At 57.6% G+C, this 17,911-nt stretch carries 20 protein-coding genes; 12 read left to right on the top strand and 8 right to left on the bottom strand.

Annotated features, from left to right (window positions below):
• The first annotated feature begins 2 nt into the window (after positions 1 to 2).
• On the top strand, positions 3 to 1,304 hold the full coding sequence (locus AAC599_RS01095; RefSeq protein ID WP_340148557.1) for a folylpolyglutamate synthase/dihydrofolate synthase family protein: 1,302 nt from the start codon (positions 3 to 5) through the stop codon (positions 1,302 to 1,304).
• Between the two features lie 6 nt (positions 1,305 to 1,310).
• Here the strand turns inward: AAC599_RS01095 and AAC599_RS01100 are convergent, their stop codons facing one another.
• A complete protein-coding gene (locus AAC599_RS01100) occupies positions 1,311 to 2,000 on the bottom strand; it encodes a response regulator transcription factor (RefSeq protein ID WP_293960440.1) in 690 nt (229 codons plus the stop codon).
• 292 nt (positions 2,001 to 2,292) lie between these two features.
• Here AAC599_RS01100 and ribA point away from each other — a divergent pair, with 292 nt between their 5' ends.
• The 3 genes from ribA (at position 2,293) to AAC599_RS01115 (ending at position 4,920) form a co-directional block, all read left to right on the top strand.
• Positions 2,293 to 3,414 carry a GTP cyclohydrolase II gene (gene ribA, locus AAC599_RS01105; protein ID WP_340148558.1) on the top strand — a complete coding sequence of 374 codons (1,122 nt, stop codon included), beginning with the start codon at positions 2,293 to 2,295 and terminating at the stop codon, positions 3,412 to 3,414.
• 123 nt (positions 3,415 to 3,537) lie between these two features.
• Entirely contained in the window at positions 3,538 to 4,356 is an 819-nt protein-coding gene (locus AAC599_RS01110) for a hypothetical protein (RefSeq protein WP_340148559.1), read from the top strand.
• Positions 4,357 to 4,407: 51 nt separating this feature from the next.
• On the top strand, positions 4,408 to 4,920 hold the full coding sequence (locus AAC599_RS01115; RefSeq protein ID WP_340148560.1) for a L,D-transpeptidase family protein: 513 nt from the start codon (positions 4,408 to 4,410) through the stop codon (positions 4,918 to 4,920).
• A 2-nt stretch (positions 4,921 to 4,922) separates the two neighbouring features.
• Here the strand turns inward: AAC599_RS01115 and AAC599_RS01120 are convergent, their stop codons facing one another.
• The 4 genes from AAC599_RS01120 to AAC599_RS01135 all read right to left on the bottom strand — a co-directional run bounded on the left by AAC599_RS01120 (position 4,923) and on the right by AAC599_RS01135 (position 8,621).
• Positions 4,923 to 5,618, bottom strand: a complete 696-nt coding sequence (locus AAC599_RS01120) for a YggS family pyridoxal phosphate-dependent enzyme (protein ID WP_340148561.1) — start codon at positions 5,616 to 5,618, stop codon at positions 4,923 to 4,925.
• Between the two features lie 101 nt (positions 5,619 to 5,719).
• Positions 5,720 to 6,559: a sulfotransferase domain-containing protein gene (locus AAC599_RS01125; protein ID WP_340148562.1), complete on the bottom strand. Its 840-nt coding sequence runs from the start codon at positions 6,557 to 6,559 to the stop codon at positions 5,720 to 5,722.
• 30 nt (positions 6,560 to 6,589) lie between these two features.
• Entirely contained in the window at positions 6,590 to 7,426 is an 837-nt protein-coding gene (locus AAC599_RS01130) for a sulfotransferase domain-containing protein (protein ID WP_339865762.1), read from the bottom strand.
• Positions 7,427 to 7,532: 106 nt separating this feature from the next.
• Entirely contained in the window at positions 7,533 to 8,621 is a 1,089-nt protein-coding gene (locus tag AAC599_RS01135) for a porin (protein WP_340148563.1), read from the bottom strand.
• Positions 8,622 to 8,958: 337 nt separating this feature from the next.
• Here AAC599_RS01135 and AAC599_RS01140 point away from each other — a divergent pair, with 337 nt between their 5' ends.
• The 5 genes from AAC599_RS01140 (at position 8,959) to AAC599_RS01160 (ending at position 14,344) form a co-directional block, all read left to right on the top strand.
• Positions 8,959 to 9,504: a DUF3576 domain-containing protein gene (locus AAC599_RS01140; RefSeq protein ID WP_340148564.1), complete on the top strand. Its 546-nt coding sequence runs from the start codon at positions 8,959 to 8,961 to the stop codon at positions 9,502 to 9,504.
• Positions 9,505 to 9,627: 123 nt separating this feature from the next.
• Positions 9,628 to 12,186, top strand: a complete 2,559-nt coding sequence (gene leuS, locus AAC599_RS01145) for a leucine--tRNA ligase (RefSeq protein WP_340148565.1) — start codon at positions 9,628 to 9,630, stop codon at positions 12,184 to 12,186.
• Positions 12,173 to 12,673: an LPS assembly lipoprotein LptE gene (gene lptE / locus AAC599_RS01150; protein ID WP_340148566.1), complete on the top strand. Its 501-nt coding sequence runs from the start codon at positions 12,173 to 12,175 to the stop codon at positions 12,671 to 12,673. Before leuS ends, lptE begins: the two co-directional genes overlap by 14 nt.
• A gap of 3 nt (positions 12,674 to 12,676) precedes the next feature.
• Entirely contained in the window at positions 12,677 to 13,696 is a 1,020-nt protein-coding gene (gene holA / locus AAC599_RS01155) for a DNA polymerase III subunit delta (RefSeq protein WP_340148567.1), read from the top strand.
• The gene (locus AAC599_RS01160; protein ID WP_340148568.1) at positions 13,697 to 14,344 is read left to right on the top strand and encodes an HAD-IA family hydrolase; all 648 of its coding nucleotides are present in this window, start codon (positions 13,697 to 13,699) and stop codon (positions 14,342 to 14,344) included.
• On the opposite strand, the gene AAC599_RS01165 is transcribed toward AAC599_RS01160, so the two are convergent.
• Complete coding sequence (locus tag AAC599_RS01165) at positions 14,341 to 14,886, bottom strand: carboxymuconolactone decarboxylase family protein (RefSeq protein WP_340148569.1); 546 nt, start codon at positions 14,884 to 14,886, stop codon at positions 14,341 to 14,343. The genes AAC599_RS01160 and AAC599_RS01165 overlap by 4 nt on opposite strands.
• A 76-nt stretch (positions 14,887 to 14,962) precedes the next feature.
• Here AAC599_RS01165 and AAC599_RS01170 point away from each other — a divergent pair, with 76 nt between their 5' ends.
• Entirely contained in the window at positions 14,963 to 15,295 is a 333-nt protein-coding gene (locus tag AAC599_RS01170) for a helix-turn-helix domain-containing protein (RefSeq protein WP_340148570.1), read from the top strand.
• A 78-nt stretch (positions 15,296 to 15,373) separates the two neighbouring features.
• Positions 15,374 to 15,994, top strand: a complete 621-nt coding sequence (locus tag AAC599_RS01175; RefSeq protein WP_340148571.1) for a pyridoxamine 5'-phosphate oxidase family protein — start codon at positions 15,374 to 15,376, stop codon at positions 15,992 to 15,994.
• 44 nt (positions 15,995 to 16,038) lie between these two features.
• Here the strand turns inward: AAC599_RS01175 and AAC599_RS01180 are convergent, their stop codons facing one another.
• Together AAC599_RS01180 and AAC599_RS01185 are read right to left on the bottom strand one after the other, a co-directional pair.
• Positions 16,039 to 16,587, bottom strand: coding sequence for a GNAT family N-acetyltransferase (locus tag AAC599_RS01180; RefSeq protein ID WP_340148572.1), 549 nt, complete (start codon positions 16,585 to 16,587; stop codon positions 16,039 to 16,041).
• On the bottom strand, positions 16,580 to 16,825 hold the full coding sequence (locus AAC599_RS01185; RefSeq protein WP_340148573.1) for a hypothetical protein: 246 nt from the start codon (positions 16,823 to 16,825) through the stop codon (positions 16,580 to 16,582). Before AAC599_RS01185 ends, AAC599_RS01180 begins: the two co-directional genes overlap by 8 nt.
• A 151-nt stretch (positions 16,826 to 16,976) precedes the next feature.
• Between AAC599_RS01185 and AAC599_RS01190 the strand changes: the two genes are divergently transcribed.
• Entirely contained in the window at positions 16,977 to 17,873 is an 897-nt protein-coding gene (locus tag AAC599_RS01190; RefSeq protein ID WP_340148574.1) for a LysR family transcriptional regulator, read from the top strand.
• The last annotated feature ends 38 nt before the right edge of the window (positions 17,874 to 17,911 follow it).

The raw sequence follows: 17,911 nt of genomic DNA on the forward strand, positions 1-17,911 counted from the left end.
CCATGACCGGGAACAACAGCGACCGGATTCTCGCCCGGATGATGGCCCTGCATCCGAAGGTCATTGACCTCACCCTCGACCGGATGCTGCCGCTGCTCGCAAAGCTCGATCATCCGGAGCGGCGCCTGCCCCCCGTCCTCCATGTGGCGGGCACCAACGGCAAGGGCTCCCTCCTTGCCTATCTTCGGGCCATGCTGGAGGCGGCGGGGTACCGCGCGCATGTCTACACTTCCCCACATCTGGTCCGGTTTGCCGAACGCATCCGCCTTGCCGGGAAGATTATCGAGGAAGACGCTTTGAGCGACCTTCTCCTCGACTGTGAAACGGCAAATGGCGACACGCCCATCACCTATTTCGAAATTACGACCATCGCCGCTTTCAAGGCCTTTGCCGAGACGCCGGGCGATATTCTCCTGCTGGAAACAGGCCTGGGCGGGCGCTTTGACGCCACCAATGTGGTGGCACGCCCCGCGCTCACCGCGATTACCCCGATTTCCCATGATCATGCGGATTTTCTCGGCACCGACCTTGCCGGAATTGCCGGAGAAAAGGCCGGGATTATCAAGCCGGACGTGCCGGTGGTTATCGGCCCGCAAGATCCCGTTGCCCTTGACGTCCTCGGAAAAACCGCAGAAAAGCTGAGATCTCAGCCTTATATATATGACAGGGAATGGTCTTGCCGCCGGGGTGACGACGGCTGGGAGTATCGGAACGAGAGCGGCGCGCGTCTCTTCCCGGCGCCCGCACTTCACGGACTGCATCAGGTTGAAAATGCCGCAACGGCGGTGGCCTGCCTCGATAAGCTTGGTGGATTTACCGTTTCCGATGCCGACATTGCGGAAGGGCTGCAAACCGTCGAATGGCCCGCCCGGATGCAACGGCTAACGAATGGGCCGATTGCCGATGCGCTGCCAGATCATACGGAAATCTGGCTCGACGGCGGCCATAACCCGGCGGCGGCGGAACAGATCACCGCGAGCTTCGCCCGCTGGAACGAGCGGGACCCGAAACCGACATTCCTGATTGCCGGGATGCTCAATACCAAGGACCAGAAATCCTATTTCTCCCGGCTCAGTCCCATTATTGAAAAAGGGCATTGCATCACCATTCCGGGGGAAGCGGCGAGTACCTCGGCCGCCGAGCTCGCCGCGCTTGCCCGGGCGGGCGGCGTAAAAGCAATGGAAATGCCGTCCCTTATGGCAGCGGTGGAGGCGCTTCTGCCCGACCTTGCGGAAAAGCCCGGCCGGTTGCTGATCACCGGCAGTCTTTATCTCGCGGGGCAAATTCTCCGGGAGAACGGCTAAAAGCCATTACGGAACAAGGCGATAGCCGCCCGGCTCAGTAATCAGGATTTTCGCGTCCGAGGGTTCCGTCTCGATCTTCTGACGCAGCCGGTAGATATGGGTTTCCAGCGTGTGGGTCGTCACCCCAGCGTTATATCCCCAGACCTCATTGAGCAGGATATCGCGGGTCACCACCTTGTTGCCAGCCCGGTAGAGATATTTGAGGATGGAGGTTTCCTTCTCGGTCAGGCGGACTTTCTGGCCCGTCTCTTTGTGCAGCATCAGCTTGCCCGCCGGACGAAAGCTGTAGGGGCCGATGGTGAAAACCGCATCTTCACTCTGTTCATGCTGGCGAAGCTGGGCGCGGATACGGGCCAGCAGCACGCCGATGCGGAACGGTTTCGCGACATAATCATTGGCCCCGGATTCAAGGCCGAGAATCTGGTCGCTGTCGCTGTCCTGGGCCGTCAGCATGATGATCGGTGCCTTGTTGCCGGATTTCCGGATCAACTTACAGGCTTCGCGCCCGTCCATGTCCGGCAGCCCGACATCCAAGAGGACCAGATCAAAGTGACTGCTCTTGACCGCTTTCAACGCCTCGCTCGCGGTTTCCACCTGATGCGTCAGAAATTCCTCATGCAAATCAAGCTGTTCCGCCAATGTTTCCCGAAGGCTGCTATCATCATCGACCAGAAGAATCTTTTTACCGCTCGTCATCCTGTCCCATCCCGGTTACTGTTTTCGGCCGCATGCTGACCTTACCCTGCCCTTTAAAAAATTGGTAGCATAAGGGGGTATTCAAGGGCAAGAACAGGCCGAAGCACCCCCTTTTCACGCGAATGTGAAGCGGCTTGATCGCGCCGCCCGCAAAAGAAGCGCAGATTTCAGGCGCCGAAGAGAAAAACGCCCGTCAGAGGACGGCTGTGATAATATTACATTTGCGGCCATCCACCCATGCCTGCTAATAATCTTGCATCATCGCTTTTAGTCCGCACCGGAAATCAGGCATATGAGCACTAACAAGAAGAATGAAACCGATCTCAAGCGGCTGCGGGCCGTTGACCGCGCCATTGCGGATTTGCGCCGGGGGTTGAGCTTCATTGTCCGGGGGCCGGAGGAGGCGTCTCTCGTTCTCGCGACGGAAATGGCGTTTGATGCGGAGCTTGAAACCCTTGCCGAACGAAGCGGTGCAACACCGGTTCTGGCGCTGACCGCGCATCGCGCCAATGTCCTGCATATCCAGCCGACCGGTGATGACGCCGTGCGCGTGGTGATCGAGGACTGGATGGATGCCCCGCTGATGCGGGCGCTGGCGGATGCCGTCCATGACCTGGATCAGCCGTTTCGGGGTCCCTTCACGCGCATCAAGGAAGGCCTGCCCGCCACGGTTCCGGCCGCCATCAAGCTCGCCAAGCTCGGCCGGTTGCTCCCCTCCGTGCTGGCGGCGCCGCTCGCCATAGAGAAAATTGACGAGACGCAGACGCGGTATGACCTCTCCGTCGTCAGCCTCGAGGATATTCTGGCGTTTGAAGAAGTCGCCGCGCTTCAGCTCAAGCGTGTCGCCTCTGCCCGGGTGCCGCTGCAGGCCGCGGAAAACTGCACCTTTCATGCCTTCCGCCCGGAGGATGGCGGAATCGAGCATCTGGCGATTGTCGTCGGCAGCCCAAGCCCGCGTGAGCCGGTACTGGCGCGGCTGCATTCGGAATGTTTTACCGGCGATCTTGTCGGGTCGCTCAAGTGCGATTGCGGGGAACAGCTCCGCGGTGCGCTCAAGGCCATCGGCGAACAGGGCGGCGGCGTCCTGCTTTATCTCGCGCAGGAAGGTCGTGGCATCGGCCTGATCAACAAGCTTCGCGCCTACAAGCTGCAGGAGCAGGGCTTCGATACCATTGACGCCAACGAGCGGCTCGGCTTCGATGCGGATGAGCGGGTGTTTCAGCCCGCCGCCGAAATGCTCAAGCTTCTTGGCTTTCGGAAAATCCGCCTGATGACCAATAACCCGGAGAAGGTCGACGGCCTAGAGCGCCACGGGATTACGGTGTCGGAGCGGGTATCGCACAAGTTCCCCTCCAACACCCATAACGAGCTGTATCTCGCCACCAAGAAAAAGCGAAGTGGGCATTATTTGTAAGGCCAATTGCCCGCAGGCGGCAGTATTTGCCGGGCTTTCCATATCCGGAACAGTGATTGCCCCCGAAATGACGGCGTAAAACTGGCATGCTCCTTGCTGAATATTACGGGCAAGGAGAACTGAATGCTGACAAATGCTGTAACGAATAACCCTTACGCCTATCTCGACCGGGATCTGCCGAACAGCCCGGTTGCCCGATATGTCCCGGCGGAAAAGCTGGACGAGGCGGGCAACAAGGTCGCCGATGAGGGCGGCTTTGGCGAAGATGGCTTCGGCTTTGATGATTTTCTCGACATCATCAATCCGCTTCAGCATATTCCCGGCATCTCCTCGCTCTATCGGGAAATTACCGGCGATGAGCTCAGCCCGGGTGCCCGCATGATCGGCGGCACCATCTTCGGCGGCGGCATCGGTCTTGCGGCCTCCTTTATCAACTCCGCCATTGAGGATGCCACCGGCCATGATATCGGCGCGCATATGCTGGCGCTTTTCTCCGATGAAGAGGAAGCGGCCCCCGCCGAGATGATTGCGGTCGCCCCAGAAGAAGAAGAAGCGGGCACGGTTCCGGCGAAAGCGACAGAGGCAGCCCCTGGCGTCATGGCGCCAATGGCGGTCCTGCCGGTTATGCAGACACCTCTGCCCGAGCCCGAAGCGGTGAATGAGGTTCCACAAACGATGACGACCCCGATCGGTCTGGAATGGAAGGGCGAGAAACCCGACCTTCTGCAGAATGTGGAAAAGGCCAAGGCCATGCAGACCCAGGAGCTGACGGAAGAACAGCTTCATGCGGTCTTTCAGAGTTTCCGCCTCGCCACGCCCCCGGAAAAGGCCGTAGCCGCGCCGGAGGCGAGCAATGCCTATCAGAAAACCTCCGCCGCCATGGAAAACAGCCGCGCCATTGCCGCGGGGTATCGGGACATAAACAACAACCCCTCTCCCTGATCTCGTAATCAAGGACATGACAGGCCCGTCCGGCTGAACTAGACTTGCCCGATGGATATCTATGTAACGCAGAAGGAGGGATCGCGCGGCCTCCTGACCTATAACGATCTGGCCTTTGATTGTGCCCTTGGCAAAAGCGGGGTTACGCCTGCCAAGCGCGAAGGCGATCATGCAAGCCCGGAGGGACGTTTCGCCCTTCGAAAACTTCTATATCGCGCCGACAGGGTCGCAAAACCCGAAACCATCCTGCCCGCGCAAGCGATCGACCGCAATGACGGCTGGTGCGATGACCCGGATCATGAGGCCTATAACCGCCCCGTCCGCCTGCCCTTCGCGGCGCGCCATGAAACCCTCTGGCGGGAGGATGAGCTCTATGATCTTGTTGTCGTCCTTGGTCATAACGATGATCCGGTCGTCAAAGGCGCCGGAAGCTGCATTTTCATGCATGTCGCGCGCAAGGATTACGGCCCGACGGAAGGCTGTGTTGCACTTGAAAAAGCCGACCTGCTGAAACTGCTCGCGGCGATTGAGGGCGACACGGCAATCCGCATCGCGGCGTCCTAGGGTTAAGTGTCGCTGCGGCTTCCGAAAAGGGCGGTTCCCACCCGGACGGAGGTCGCCCCGAACTGCACCGCCGTTTCAAAATCCGCGCTCATCCCCATGCTGAGACGGCTCAGCCCGTTTCGCGCCGCAATTTTCGCAAGCAGGGCAAAATGCGGGGCCGGTTGCTCCTCCAGCGGCGGAATGCACATCAACCCGACAACGTCGAGGCCAAGCCTCTCCCGGCATTCCGCGATGAACGCGTCGGCATCTTCGGGGAAAACGCCGGCTTTCTGGGATTCCTTGCCCGTATTGACCTGAATATACACCGGCAGCGACCGATCCGCCGATGCCATCTCTTTGGCGAGAATCCGCGCGAGTTTAGGTCGATCGACCGTCTCAATAATATCAAAAAGCGCCACGGCGTCCTTTGCCTTGTTGGTCTGCAACGGGCCGATCAGGCGTAATTCCACATTCGGGTACTGCGCGCGGAAGTCCGGCCATTTCTCCTGCGCTTCCTGTACGCGATTTTCACCGAACTGCCGGTGGCCGAGACGCAAGGCGGCCTCTACGGCGGCATCCGGCTGCCGCTTGCTGACGGCGATAAGGTCGATATCGCCCGGATTACGTTCCCATTTCTTTGCCGCCTTATCGATCCGGGCGCGGATTTCCTCAAAATTTGCGGTAATATCGCGGTCTATGTCCGAAGCGTCGCTGGTCATTGGCGGATTTTCCCTTAAACTCTAAAATCAGGCATTTTGTAATATATAAGAGCCTGGTTTCTGCATTTGAGCCGATTTTATAGTTAATTTTTTGTAAAAACTTACTTGTATCCGGGTGGCAGATATTTGAATTCCTTCATCACATCCCGGTGGGCGGTGACGATTTTCTCGATCTGATCCGGGGTCAGGGTCGTCTTCCATTGTCCTGCCTTGCCGACGCGGAAGAATTTCTCCGCCTTGTCCGAACGCTCGTTAAAGCCTTTCTCGTCCTCCTGCTTGCGGGACGCATCGAAAGAGGAAAACTTGATCGCGCGCCGCAACCGTTCCTTCGGGGGTTTCAGGCCGAGGAATTTCGCAAGCGCGCCGAAGGTCTGTTCCGGTTTGTAGAGCATATCCTCATAGCGCATAATATGCCGCCGCGATTTTTCCATTGCCTGCCAGGAGGTGACATGATTGGACCAGGAACTGAGATAATCGGGAAGCTTGCGGTCCGTCTCGGCGCTATAGGCCTCGACATCCGTCATCATCTCCACGCCCCGGTCAATCGGCATGCCATAATGATCGGAGAGGGAAATCACCACATCGAGCGGGTTGCGCACGATGTAAACGGCGCCCGCCGTAAAGTCCGGCGTGATCAGGGGCACGCCATGCGCCGTGCCGAGCCAGTTGTGGGTTTTAACGAAGACCGAATCCGGACGCGTGCGCGCATAGGCCTGATGCACCCGCGGGATCAGGGCGGCGATCTCTTCCGGGGTGAAACTGTCGAAGGGCTGGCCGGTCACCTGCTCATACCAGGCCTTGTTGCCGTCGCCGATCGTGAATTTGGTCAGCTCATTCAGATCCGCCGGCCGGTCGGCATTGAGTAACAGGTTATGAAGAAACGTCCGCACCCAGGTATTTCCCGATTTCGGATAAGACGCCAGCCAGATAATCCCGCCCATAAAATTCTATCCCAACATTGTTCGTGGCGTTCAATCAGGAAGATACCCGAAATACTTCATCGTCACCTGATGCGTATTGATAATCTGATCGATCTGCGCATCCGACAGAGTATCCCTCCATTGCCCGACCTTGCCAACCCGGAAGAACTTATTATTTTTTGCCGATTGCTCCTTGAAGCCTTTTTCATCTTCCTGTTTGCGCGCGACATCAAAGGAGGAGAATTCAATCGCCTTGGCAATCCTCTCTTCCGGGAGGTCCAGCCCGAGGAATTTCACCATATTGGAAAAGGTTTCCTCCGGCTTGTCCTGCATATCCTCATACCGCATGACATGCATTTTTTCCCGGTCGAAATGGGTCCAGGAGTTTGCATGGCCGGACCAGGATCCAAAATGCTGACGGATACTGCCGAGTGTCGGCACTTCATCCAGAAACGCATTCGGATCACTCATGAGCTGAATAGCGCCCTCGATTGCAAGGCCGAAATGAGATGCAACCGAAACAACGACGTCCAGCGGATTTCGGATAACATAAATGGCTCCGGCGGTACAATCCATGGTAATCAAGGGCACACCATGCAGCTGGCCATAAAGGGAATGGGTTTTTACGAAAACCTTGTCTTCCTGCAAACCGGCAATCAGGTGATGCACCTTGGGCCGCAAGCTGACCACCTGACCCATGGAAAGATGATGATAGGGTGTGCCCGCCGCTTTTTCATACCAGGATTTCCGCGCATCTCCGGGCGTAAGATCGGACAAAATGTTGATATCGACCGGCTCGTCAGGATCAAGCAACAGGTTATTTATGAAGGTTCGCGTCCAGGTATTTCCTGACTTGGGGTAGGAGGCCAACCAGATTATCTTGCCCATGGTTTTCCTGTGGCGAATATGGTTATCGGAAACCGCGTTATTCAAAATACCAATAAAAAAGAAGGGCAGGAAAACCTGCCCTCCTCTATCTCTAGCGACCTTCAGATTAGAAGGAGAGAGCTGTACCAACGAAGAACGTATTCGTCTCGCCAGCCATACGAGTTGACGAGCTTGCAGTCAGGTTGTTGTCGTCCATCTGCACACCACCGAAGGCCGTGATTCCGGGGCCGAGTGTGTACTGACCACCGATGATCCAGGTATCCTGATCATCAAGAGTGCCCGTACCAACAGTCTGAAGCTGATCGAAAGTCGTCTTGGCGTACTGAACACCAACTGCCCATGGACCCATGCCGTATTTCAGACCTGCGGACCATACCTTGCTGTCATTATCAGAAATACCGGCTATGTCCTTTACCTGTTTATAACCACCACCGATTGTGAAGCCTGCAACGCCAATAGAAGTACCAAAAGAGTATTCGCTCATATCTTCAGCAGCACCAAAAACTTTCCCCTCCTGATAACCTGCGGAGAACGCTACGTCAACAGCACCAAATTTGTTGACATAGTTGGCCGCAGCTGACCAACTGCGATCAAGACCGGCTTTGGGGTTCGGGGCCGAATACTGGCCATTTCCAAGGGAACCCGTTTCAGAGGTTCCATCGGGAACATAAGAACCACCCAACTGGAAGCCGGCGAAACGCGGTGTGAAATAGGTAATCTTGTCCACGTCCCGGAATCCGAACAGGTTCGGACGGGTGGTGTTCGCCTGACCCGTCGGCCAAATGTTGGGCGAATCCGCGCCATACATCGGAACCGGTGACGGACTGGCGTAATGCATCAGGTATGCAGCACTGTCTTCTGAACCGATCAGAACGCGACCGAAGGAACCTTCAATAAAGATGAAGGTTTCGTCAAGCTGGTCGGCATTTGTATAGGCTTCGAGCTGAACCTCAACACCGAACTGGATACCGTTGTCCAGAGTAGTGGAACCCTTGAAGTGGATTTCACCTTCCTGCGTTACACGGTCAGAAGTACGGCTCGGCGTGCCAGCCGGCTCATCTGAATCCTGATAGAAGTATGTGGATTGCATATAGCCGCCAACATTAAGTTTGATTTTTTCAGCGGCCAAAGCAGGTGATGCAGCCAATGCACCAACTGCGACAAGCGCTGTTGTACCCAAGATTGCTTTTTTCATTTTGTCTCCCCTCTGCTCATCACAAGCTAGAGAACTAGATTAAAATACAGACGCAAGGCCGGTTGGCCCGTTAGTCAAGACGGAGTAAAGAAGGTTAATGGCCTCCCGGTCAAGCGCAAGACGATGGCGTTTTTACCAAAATTACCGGACTGTGCTTAAAAAGTCACATTTCTGCCGCACTGCGGATTTGCGGGGCGCGGGCCCGAATCCCGAAAAGAAGGCAACTCCCTTAATTTCTGCTGTTGTCGGGGCAAGAAAGCTGGCATAAACTCACCGTTCTTGATTTTGCCCAATTTCAAGCGTCTAGTAGCCAAGAAACATGAGGGTTTTGACAGATATGACACGACGAGGAAAATTTGCACTGGCGGGCGGATGCTGCCTGGCGCTTTTGCTGGCGGGGTGTGAATCTGATATGAGTTCGAATTCGACCTTTCCGACCTCAAGTCGCGGTCAGGTCTATCAGACGGGAAATGCGCCGGATGACACGATCTTCGGCAAGGGCGGTCTTTTTGGCGGTGATGAGAAGGACCTTGAAGGTGGCGTTGGCAGCGGCGGGGGCCTTGGCGTCAATGCCTATCTCTGGCGTGCCTCTCTCGATACACTCTCTTTCATGCCGCTCTCATCCGCGGATCCGTTCGGCGGCGTGATCATTACGGACTGGTATTCCTCTCCCGATTCCCCAAATGAACGCTTCAAGGTGACCGTTTATATCCTTGACCGGCGCTTGCGCGCGGACGGTGTGCGCGTCACCGCCTTCAAGCAGAATCTGGATGCAGCGAACCAGTGGATTGCCGTCCCGCTCGCGCCGAAGGTAACGGCAGATCTTGAAAACGCCATTCTTTCCAAAGCCCGCGGCCTCAGGATAGCGCGCGAAGGCGAATAACCTTCTAAACGCCGGTCCTGCACCGGATTATGAGGCACGTCACCGCTTTTTAATGACCCACGGGCGAATACGGATCGCCCCTCTTTTATGACATGATGATCAGGATGGAACGGGAAACAGGCTATGTCCCGCTATAACGCGAAAGAAGTAGAAGCCAAATGGCAGGCCGGCTGGGCCGAGCATAAGAGTTTCGAAGTGGAGGCCGATCCGGCCAAGCCGAAATACTATGTGCTGGAGATGTTCCCCTACCCGTCCGGCCGTATCCATATCGGCCATGTGCGCAACTACACCATGGGCGATGTGGTCGCCCGCTATAAAAAGGCGCAAGGCTTCAATGTGTTGCACCCGATGGGCTGGGACGCGTTCGGACTGCCCGCCGAGAATGCCGCCCGCGACAAGGGTGTGCATCCGGCCGACTGGACCTACGCCAATATCGCCCATATGCGCGACGAGTTGAAGGGCATGGGCCTGTCCCTTGACTGGAGCAAGGAAATCGCCACCTGCCATCCCGGCTATTACGGACATCAGCAGAAGCTCTTCCTTGATTTCTTCAAGAAGGGCCTCGTCTATCGCAAGGAAAGCTGGGTCAACTGGGACCCAATCGATATGACCGTGCTCGCCAACGAGCAGGTGATCGACGGCAAAGGCTGGCGCTCTGGCGCCGTGGTCGAAAAACGCAAGCTCGATCAATGGATGTTCCGCATTTCCGACTATAGCGAGGAACTGCTGGACGCGCTCGACACCCTCGATCGCTGGCCCGATCGCGTGCGCCTGATGCAGCAGAACTGGATCGGCCGCTCGACCGGCGCCCATATCGCCTTTGACATTATCGGCGAGAGCGACCCGCTCAATATCTATACGACGCGTCCGGATACCCTCTTCGGGGCGAGCTTTATGGCGGTATCCGCCGATCATCCGCTAACCCAGCGTCTCGCGAAGGATGATGCAAAGGTCGCGGCCTTCGTCGCCGAGTGCCATCAGATGGGCACCAGCGAAGAAGCCATTGAAAAGGCGGAGAAAAAAGGTGTCGATACGGGCCTGAAAGTCGCCCACCCCTTTATTGAGGGCAAAACACTCCCGATCTATGTCGCCAACTTCGTCCTGATGGATTACGGCACGGGCGCGATCTTCGGCTGTCCGGCCCATGACCAGCGCGACCTCGATTTCGCGCGGAAGTACGGCCTTGACGTCACCCCCGTTGTCTCCCCGGACGAGAATATTCCGGAGATCGGCAATGAGGCCTACACCGGCCCCGGCAAGATCATCAATTCCGATTTCCTGAACGGTCTGGAGGTTGAGGCCGCGAAATCGGAGATTATCCGCCGACTCGAGGAAATGGGCAAGGGCACGGAAAAGATCAATTACCGCCTGCGGGACTGGGGCCTCTCGCGCCAGCGCTACTGGGGCTGCCCGATCCCGATGATCCATTGCGCAAAATGCGGCACGGTACCGGAGAAGGAAGAAAACCTGCCCGTCACACTCCCCGATGACGTCACCTTCGACAAGCCGGGCAACCCGCTCGACCATCACCCGAGCTGGAAGCATGTCAAATGCCCGGAATGTGGCGGCGCGGCGACCCGCGAGACCGACACAATGGACACCTTCGTCGACAGTTCCTGGTATTTCGCGCGCTTCTGTTCCCCCCGCGCCGACGTGCCGGTGGATCGGGAAAAAGTCGATTACTGGCTGCCGGTCGATCAGTATATCGGCGGGATCGAGCATGCGATCCTCCATCTTCTCTATTCGCGCTTTTATTCCCGCGGCATGATGGAAACCGGCTGGTCCGATGTAAAAGAACCCTTTGCCGGGCTGTTCACGCAAGGCATGGTCACCCATGAAACCTACAAATCCGCCTCCGGTGAATGGCTGCTCCCCGATGAGGTCGTCCACAACGATGCGGGAGAGCTGGTGGAGCTGGCAACCAGCAAGCCCGTCACCGTCGGCGGCGTCGAAAAGATGTCGAAATCCAAGAAAAACGTTGTTGATCCCGGCGCGATTATCGAGAAATTCGGGGCCGACGCGGCCCGCTGGTATGTCCTCTCCGACAGTCCGCCGGATCGTGACATGGAATGGACCGATGCGGGGGCGACCGGCGCCTGGCGCTTTGTCCAGCGCCTGCATCGCTATATTTCGGAGAATCTCGACATGGCCGCCGCGGTAAACGCCCCGGCGCCGGCAGATTTTTCCGATGCGGCCCAGAGCCTTCGTAAAGTCGCTCATAAAACGGTCGCCCAGGTCACCCAGAATATCGAGGATTTGCATTTCAACAATGCGATCGCCCGTATCTATGAATTCATGAAGGCGCTCAGCGAGGTCAAGTTCGAAGACAGCGCCGATGTGAAATGGGCGCTCCGCGAAAGCATGGAGGCGATTGTCAAGCTCATCGCCCCGATGATGCCCCATCTCGCGGAGGAACTCTGGCAGATGCTGGGGCATGACACCATGCTGGTGGATACGGACTGGCCAAAGGCAGACCCTGCCTTGATTGTGGAGGACAGGGTGACCATGGCGGTTCAGGTAAAAGGCAAGCTGCGCGCCACCATAGAGGTGTCACTTGATGAGGAGGCCGCGAAGGTGGAAGAAATTGCACTCGCGCAGAAATCAGTCCAGAATGCCATCGGCGAGAACGCCATTCGCAAAGTCATCGTTGTACCGAACCGGATCGTCAATGTCGTTATTTAGGGTCAGCCTTGTTTTCCTGATTATGAGCCTCGCGGCGGCCTGCGGGTTTCAGCCGCTCTACGGCAGCGCGACCCGCAATGCCGATGTTCAGGAAAAGCTGGCGCAGATGTATATCGAACCGATGCCGGGACGCACCGGCCAGATTTTGCGCAACGAGTTGCTCGATCTCGCTAATCCGGGCGGCATCCCGAGAGACCCTCTCTACCGGCTGAAGGTGACCACGGAAACCCGCGCCGAGGGCCTTGCCATCCAGAGCGACGATACGAAAACCCGCTTTAACCTGACCCTTACCAGCAAATTCTTCCTGGTCAATATCGCCGAGCAGGAAGTGCTCTATAGCGGATCGACGCAGAATATCGCGTCCTACAACGTTGTGCAGTCGGAATTTGCCAACCTGTCGGCCGCGAAGAATGCGGAAAAACGGGCCGCCCTTGTTGCCGCCGAGCAGATAAACCAGCAGCTTTCCGTCTATTTCTCGGGGCGCTAGGCCGTGGAGCTGACGAGCAGCAGGTTCCCCGCTTTCCTTAAATCCCGCGACCCGAAACTTCGGATTTTCCTGTTTTATGGCCCCGATGAAGGGCTTGTGCGGGAGCTGTCGCGCAGCCTTTGCCTGAGCGTGGTGGACAGCCTCGATGATCCGTTCCGCTTTATCGATATTCAGGCCTCCGATCTCACGTCGGATCCCACCCGCCTGATGGATGAGGTCACGGCCATCTCCATGATGGGGGGAGAGCGGGTGGTGCGCCTGCGCGGTGCGAACAACAATTCGAAAGGCTATCTGGAACCGGCAACGGAGCAAGACCTGCCGGACAGCCTTCTGGTGATCGAGGCAGGCGATATCCGCAAAGACAGCGCCCTCGTCAAGATGATCAACAAGGCTCCCCATGGCGTCGTGACGCATTGCGCCCATGACAAGGCGCAGGACATTCTCGGCCTGATCAAGGAGGTTCTGGGCGCGGCAAACATCGATCCGCCCCGCGAAGTCATTGATTATCTTCGCGAAAACCTGGGGAGTGATCGCGCCATTTCCCGTCAGGAGCTGGACAAGCTGGTCCTCTATATGCGCGGGCGCACCGACCCGATGACGCTCGCGGATGTGCGCGCCAATATCGGGGATTCCTCCGCGCAGAATATCTTCGATATCATGGATGCGGCGCTTCTTGGCAATTTGGACGGGCTGGAACGACAGCTCAACAAGGCCTTTTCCGCCGGCGAAAGCCCCATCGGCTTCCTCCGCATCATACAGGGACAGCTTAAACAGCTGCATAAGGCCGCCGCCCTTCGGGATGCGGGCGCGCGCGCCGAGGATGCCATCCGCAAGGCAGGCATTGTCTATTTCAACCAGAAAAAGGCGGCGGTGCAGATTTCCGGCAAATCGAGCCGTCATATGGCGATCTGCCTGGATATTACGCTGGATGCGGAAATAAAATGTAAAACAACGGGGTATCCCGAAGAGGCCATCTGCCGCCGGGCCCTGATGCGCATTGCCATGGCCAACCGGAAGAGATAGATGAACCGGCCGGATCTCGTTATTTTCGATTGCGACGGTGTCCTGGTGGACACGGAACCGGTTTCCAACGCGGTTCTTGCCCAAAACCTGACCCGTCACGGCCTGCCGCTCTCAACAGAGGACTGCATCGTCAAGTTTACCGGCTGGAGCATGATCAATGTCGAGCAGGAGGCCATCCGGCTCGGCGCGACCCTTCCCGAGAACTGGATCGCCACCGTCTATGCCGAGGAGTTCGAGGCGCTGAAGCGGGGCGTGGACGCGGTAAAGGGCATTCCCGAAATCCTCGACCGGCTGGAAAGCCTGTATATTCCCTTTTGCGTCGCCTCCAACGGGAGCGAGGAGAAGATGGCGATTACCCTTGGCCAGACAGGCTTGTTCCCGCGATTTGAAGGCGCAATGTTCTCCGCCCATACGCTCAACACCTCGAAACCCGATCCGGCGCTGTTTCAGGCCGCGCTTGCCGCCTTCAACATGGAGCCTGCCCGCGCCGTGGTGATCGAGGACAGCGTTCTCGGCGCGACCGGAGCGGCCCGCGCCAATATCCCCTGCTACGGCTTTGCTCCGCATCACGCCGGCGCCGACCTCGCCGCCACCGGCGCAAAGGTTTTCAAGGAAATGCGGGAGTTGCCGGAATTGCTGGGGTTCTAGACCGGAAACCTCTCGGCGAAATCCTCGCCCTCAATCCGGGCGATATTGGCGGTGAAGCTGACGGTGTGGTAGGCGCCGCAAAGCGCAATGATTTCGAGCTGTTGGTCGAGGGTCCAGGCGGACTGGAACTTTTTGAGCGTATCCTCGCTTAAATCGCCGTTCTCGCAGATTTCATCGACGACGCGGAGGAGGAACCCCTCTTCTTCCGGCCAGCAGGGCGCATCGGCATTTGCCAGCCGCGTCGCGCGGACCTGCTCGGGCGTAAGTTTCACATGTTCCGCAAAGGCGCCCACATGCACGCCCCATTCATATTCGCAATTGCGGTTCGCGGTGACGCGGAGGATGACGATCTCGCGCGCGCGCATGGAAAGCGGGCTTTCCCTGTCCAGCAGGTTCGGGACCCCTTTTCTGAGGAACCGACGGCTGTTTGCAAAAATGCGGAAGAGTTTCAGGATATAGCCGTTCCGCTGCGGATAAGTTTTTAATATTTCTGCGATTTCAGGCGAGAATGGCTCGTTAATCGGTTTCAGAACATGGTTCATTTCGGGCTCCTTTTGTGCTATGTATTCTGTAGCAACAGTATGCTACTAAATATGTAGCGTCAAGAAGGAATCATAGATGGAGCCCAAAAAACCGGGATCAAGGGTGCGCGGATCGACGACCGGACGGCCGGTTATGGTGCTGTTCGATGTGCTCGGGCAACGCTGGACATTGCGTATTCTCTGGGAATTGCGCCATGGCCGCCTTAATTTCCGCGACCTCCGCGCCCGCTGCGACGACATATCGCCGACGGTGCTGAATGCGCGGCTCAAAACCCTGCGCGACCTCGCGCTTGTCGATCATCAGGAGGGGGGCTATGCCTATACGGACGCCGGGGCGGAGCTGTCGAGCCAGCTCGCAGGCTTCGACCGATGGGCAGAAAACTGGGCAAAATCGCTCGATCTGTCATAAAGCGGTTACCTGCGGCTGGTATTTTCCGGGCCGCAAATCTATAGTTTCGGTAACTCCCCGCAACCGAGGGCCCCGCGCATGGCAAAATCACCTGACATCACCACGATAGAGGCGCTGGAGGCGCTCTATGGTCCGGTCAATCCCAACTCGCTGGCGAAGGAGACACCGTTCCTTACGCCCGAATATCGCCGCTGGATCGGGGAAGCGCCGTTTTTTGCCCTCGCGAGCAGCGGGCCCGGCGGGCTTGATTGCTCGCCGCGCGGTGATGCGGCGGGGCAGCTTTTCCGCATTCTCGATGATCGGCATATCGCCATTCCCGACCGGCGGGGCAATAACCGCCTCGACACCTTGCGAAACATCCTTCATGACCCGCGCGTTGCCCTGCTCTTCCTCATCCCGGGGATCGAGGAGACGCTCCGTATCAACGGTCGCGCGACTGTAACGACAGAATCTGAATTAATTCAGAGCTTTAGGGTTGGCGCCACGACGCCGCTCTCGGTCATTCTGGTGGATATCGACGCGGTGTATTTCCAATGCGCCCGCGCCCTCAAGCGCTCAAAACTCTGGGATCCGGCGGCGCAACTTGCGAAAGGCGGCGTGCCGACGGCCGGGCAGATGACACGCGGTGCCAAGCCCGACTTTGATGCCGAAACCTATGACGCCGAGCTCCCCGCCCGCCAGCAATCTTCCCTCTATTAAAGGGATGACAGGTTGAGCGACGGGCGGGGGTCACCAGACGAAAGCTATTGCGGCCTCTTGGACCCGGCGATAACCGCATAACCCGGCTGGACAAGAGGGAAAACCCCCTTTACCAGGCCAGTCTGGTGGGAGAAGCGTGCGCCGAACTTCTGGGCAAGCCGGCGCATGGCCATGTTATTGGGCACGAAGTTCACCTCCAGAACATCGATATGGCTGTCACGTGCACATCGAAGCGCGAGGGTCATCAGCTCCGTCCCGATCCCCATCTGCTGCCAGTCATCCTCGACGCTGATGGCGAGTTCCGCCTGCGAGGATGAAACGTTATTCCCGAACCTGAGCTCGACAACGCCGCGAAGATCGGGCCCCAGAAACGCGCCGAAGATGATCGGCAGGGGCCGCCCGTCGTTCCGGCAATATTGCGCCACAACATGATCTGAGACCGGAGAGCCGAACCGGAGACGAAGGCTTTCCACGCTAAGCCGTTGTAAATGCGGCAATAACAGATCATGCTCCGCCGGACGGAGTTCCCTGCAAAAGGGCGGTATATAACCCGGCAGGAGTTTCAGCCCGGCGGCGTTGAACGGCTCAGTCATAATGGAGCCTTGTCTGTTGATGACGGAGGGTTGATGCTTCCAACCGGGCCGTCATCCGCTTTCCGGCGAGTTTCAGCCCCCGGTAAAGCATGGAAAAGAATTTGCGGACCAACGCGTTAGCGCGCCCCATCAACTTCTGAACTTCCTCAGCCCGAAGTCGGCGGCCCTCCCGGACGCAACGATCTATGTCCGCAAGGCTGGCATTTCTTAGATTGTTCTCGTTTAACAAATCATTCATCGAAATTTCCTTTTTTACTCTTGCGAAAGACATTATCTACAGCCATATTTATGCTGCATTGCAACAATATATGCGGCAGTGCACCATTTGATAATGGCCTGACTGGTCAAAACTGTTTTGCCCCGCAGGAAAAGATGGAGACATAAGTCCCATGGACATAGCCAGCCAGATGATCCTGTTCGCGAATGTCGTGGATCATGGCAGCTTCTCAGCCACGGCACGCGCCCTCGGCCTGACCCCGTCGGCCGTCAGCAAGCAGATAAGCCAGCTGGAAGACCGGCTCGGCGTCCGGCTCCTGAACCGGTCTACCCGCCATATTTCAACGACTTTGGAAGGACGCACATTCTACGAGCGCTGTGCGGAGATTTCCGCGGGTGTGACCCGCGCCGAGCAGCTCGCACAGTCCTTCAGCGGCCGGCCGCAGGGGAATTTGCGCATCGCCGCATCGGTGGCGTTCGGCAAGGCCTGCCTGATGCCGCTGATGCCGGCCTTTACCGCCAGTTTCCCGGAAGTGACGGTCGCGCTGGAGCTGACGGATCGGCAAATTGATCTCTCCGACTCCGACTATGATCTCGCCATTCGTTTTCCCGAGCAGATTACCGATGCCTCGCTGGTTGCCTGCAAGCTGTCCAGCAGCAAGCGCCATCTCTGCGCCTCACCCGCCTATCTAGAAAAACATGGTGCGCCGCAAACGCCGGACGATCTCAAAAATCACAACTGTCTCAGGATTTCGACGGTGGCGAACTGGAATGACTGGCATTTTCGCAAAGGCGAGGAAACCTGGACCTTCGCCGCGACCGGCAATTTCGATGCCAACAGCGCCGATGCGGTCTATCACGCGACCCTCGCCGGGCTCGGGATTGCGCAGCTTTCCTCCTATCTCGTGGATCCGGATATCGCCGCGGGCCGTCTCGTTACGCTGCTGCCGGAGTATGAGGAAAAGGCCACCGATATCTTTGCCGTCTATTCCGACAAGCGCAACCTGTCCCCCAAGGTGCGCGTCTTTATCGACTATCTGGTCGAACATTTCCGCCCCCTCCCGCATTGAGGCGGGCCGCGAACATCCGTATTTCGCTATCCGGTCTT

It is taken from the genome of uncultured Sneathiella sp., assembly GCF_963976355.1.
Lineage (GTDB): Bacteria > Pseudomonadota > Alphaproteobacteria > Sneathiellales > Sneathiellaceae > Sneathiella.

Coding starts and splice junctions, on each gene's coding strand:
- AAC599_RS01135 (WP_340148563.1), bottom strand. CDS start 8,621: ATGAAAAAAGCAATCTTGGGTACAACAGCGCTTGTCGCAGTTGGTGCA.
- AAC599_RS01115 (WP_340148560.1), top strand. CDS start 4,408: ATGGATATCTATGTAACGCAGAAGGAGGGATCGCGCGGCCTCCTGACC.
- AAC599_RS01125 (WP_340148562.1), bottom strand. CDS start 6,559: ATGGGCGGGATTATCTGGCTGGCGTCTTATCCGAAATCGGGAAATACC.
- AAC599_RS01165 (WP_340148569.1), bottom strand. CDS start 14,886: ATGAACCATGTTCTGAAACCGATTAACGAGCCATTCTCGCCTGAAATC.
- AAC599_RS01180 (WP_340148572.1), bottom strand. CDS start 16,587: ATGACTGAGCCGTTCAACGCCGCCGGGCTGAAACTCCTGCCGGGTTAT.
- AAC599_RS01170 (WP_340148570.1), top strand. CDS start 14,963: ATGGAGCCCAAAAAACCGGGATCAAGGGTGCGCGGATCGACGACCGGA.
- AAC599_RS01185 (WP_340148573.1), bottom strand. CDS start 16,825: ATGAATGATTTGTTAAACGAGAACAATCTAAGAAATGCCAGCCTTGCG.
- AAC599_RS01130 (WP_339865762.1), bottom strand. CDS start 7,426: ATGGGCAAGATAATCTGGTTGGCCTCCTACCCCAAGTCAGGAAATACC.
- AAC599_RS01175 (WP_340148571.1), top strand. CDS start 15,374: ATGGCAAAATCACCTGACATCACCACGATAGAGGCGCTGGAGGCGCTC.
- lptE (WP_340148566.1), top strand. CDS start 12,173: ATGTCGTTATTTAGGGTCAGCCTTGTTTTCCTGATTATGAGCCTCGCG.
- AAC599_RS01120 (WP_340148561.1), bottom strand. CDS start 5,618: ATGACCAGCGACGCTTCGGACATAGACCGCGATATTACCGCAAATTTT.
- AAC599_RS01140 (WP_340148564.1), top strand. CDS start 8,959: ATGACACGACGAGGAAAATTTGCACTGGCGGGCGGATGCTGCCTGGCG.
- ribA (WP_340148558.1), top strand. CDS start 2,293: ATGAGCACTAACAAGAAGAATGAAACCGATCTCAAGCGGCTGCGGGCC.
- leuS (WP_340148565.1), top strand. CDS start 9,628: ATGTCCCGCTATAACGCGAAAGAAGTAGAAGCCAAATGGCAGGCCGGC.
- AAC599_RS01110 (WP_340148559.1), top strand. CDS start 3,538: ATGCTGACAAATGCTGTAACGAATAACCCTTACGCCTATCTCGACCGG.
- AAC599_RS01190 (WP_340148574.1), top strand. CDS start 16,977: ATGGACATAGCCAGCCAGATGATCCTGTTCGCGAATGTCGTGGATCAT.
- AAC599_RS01095 (WP_340148557.1), top strand. CDS start 3: ATGACCGGGAACAACAGCGACCGGATTCTCGCCCGGATGATGGCCCTG.
- AAC599_RS01100 (WP_293960440.1), bottom strand. CDS start 2,000: ATGACGAGCGGTAAAAAGATTCTTCTGGTCGATGATGATAGCAGCCTT.
- AAC599_RS01160 (WP_340148568.1), top strand. CDS start 13,697: ATGAACCGGCCGGATCTCGTTATTTTCGATTGCGACGGTGTCCTGGTG.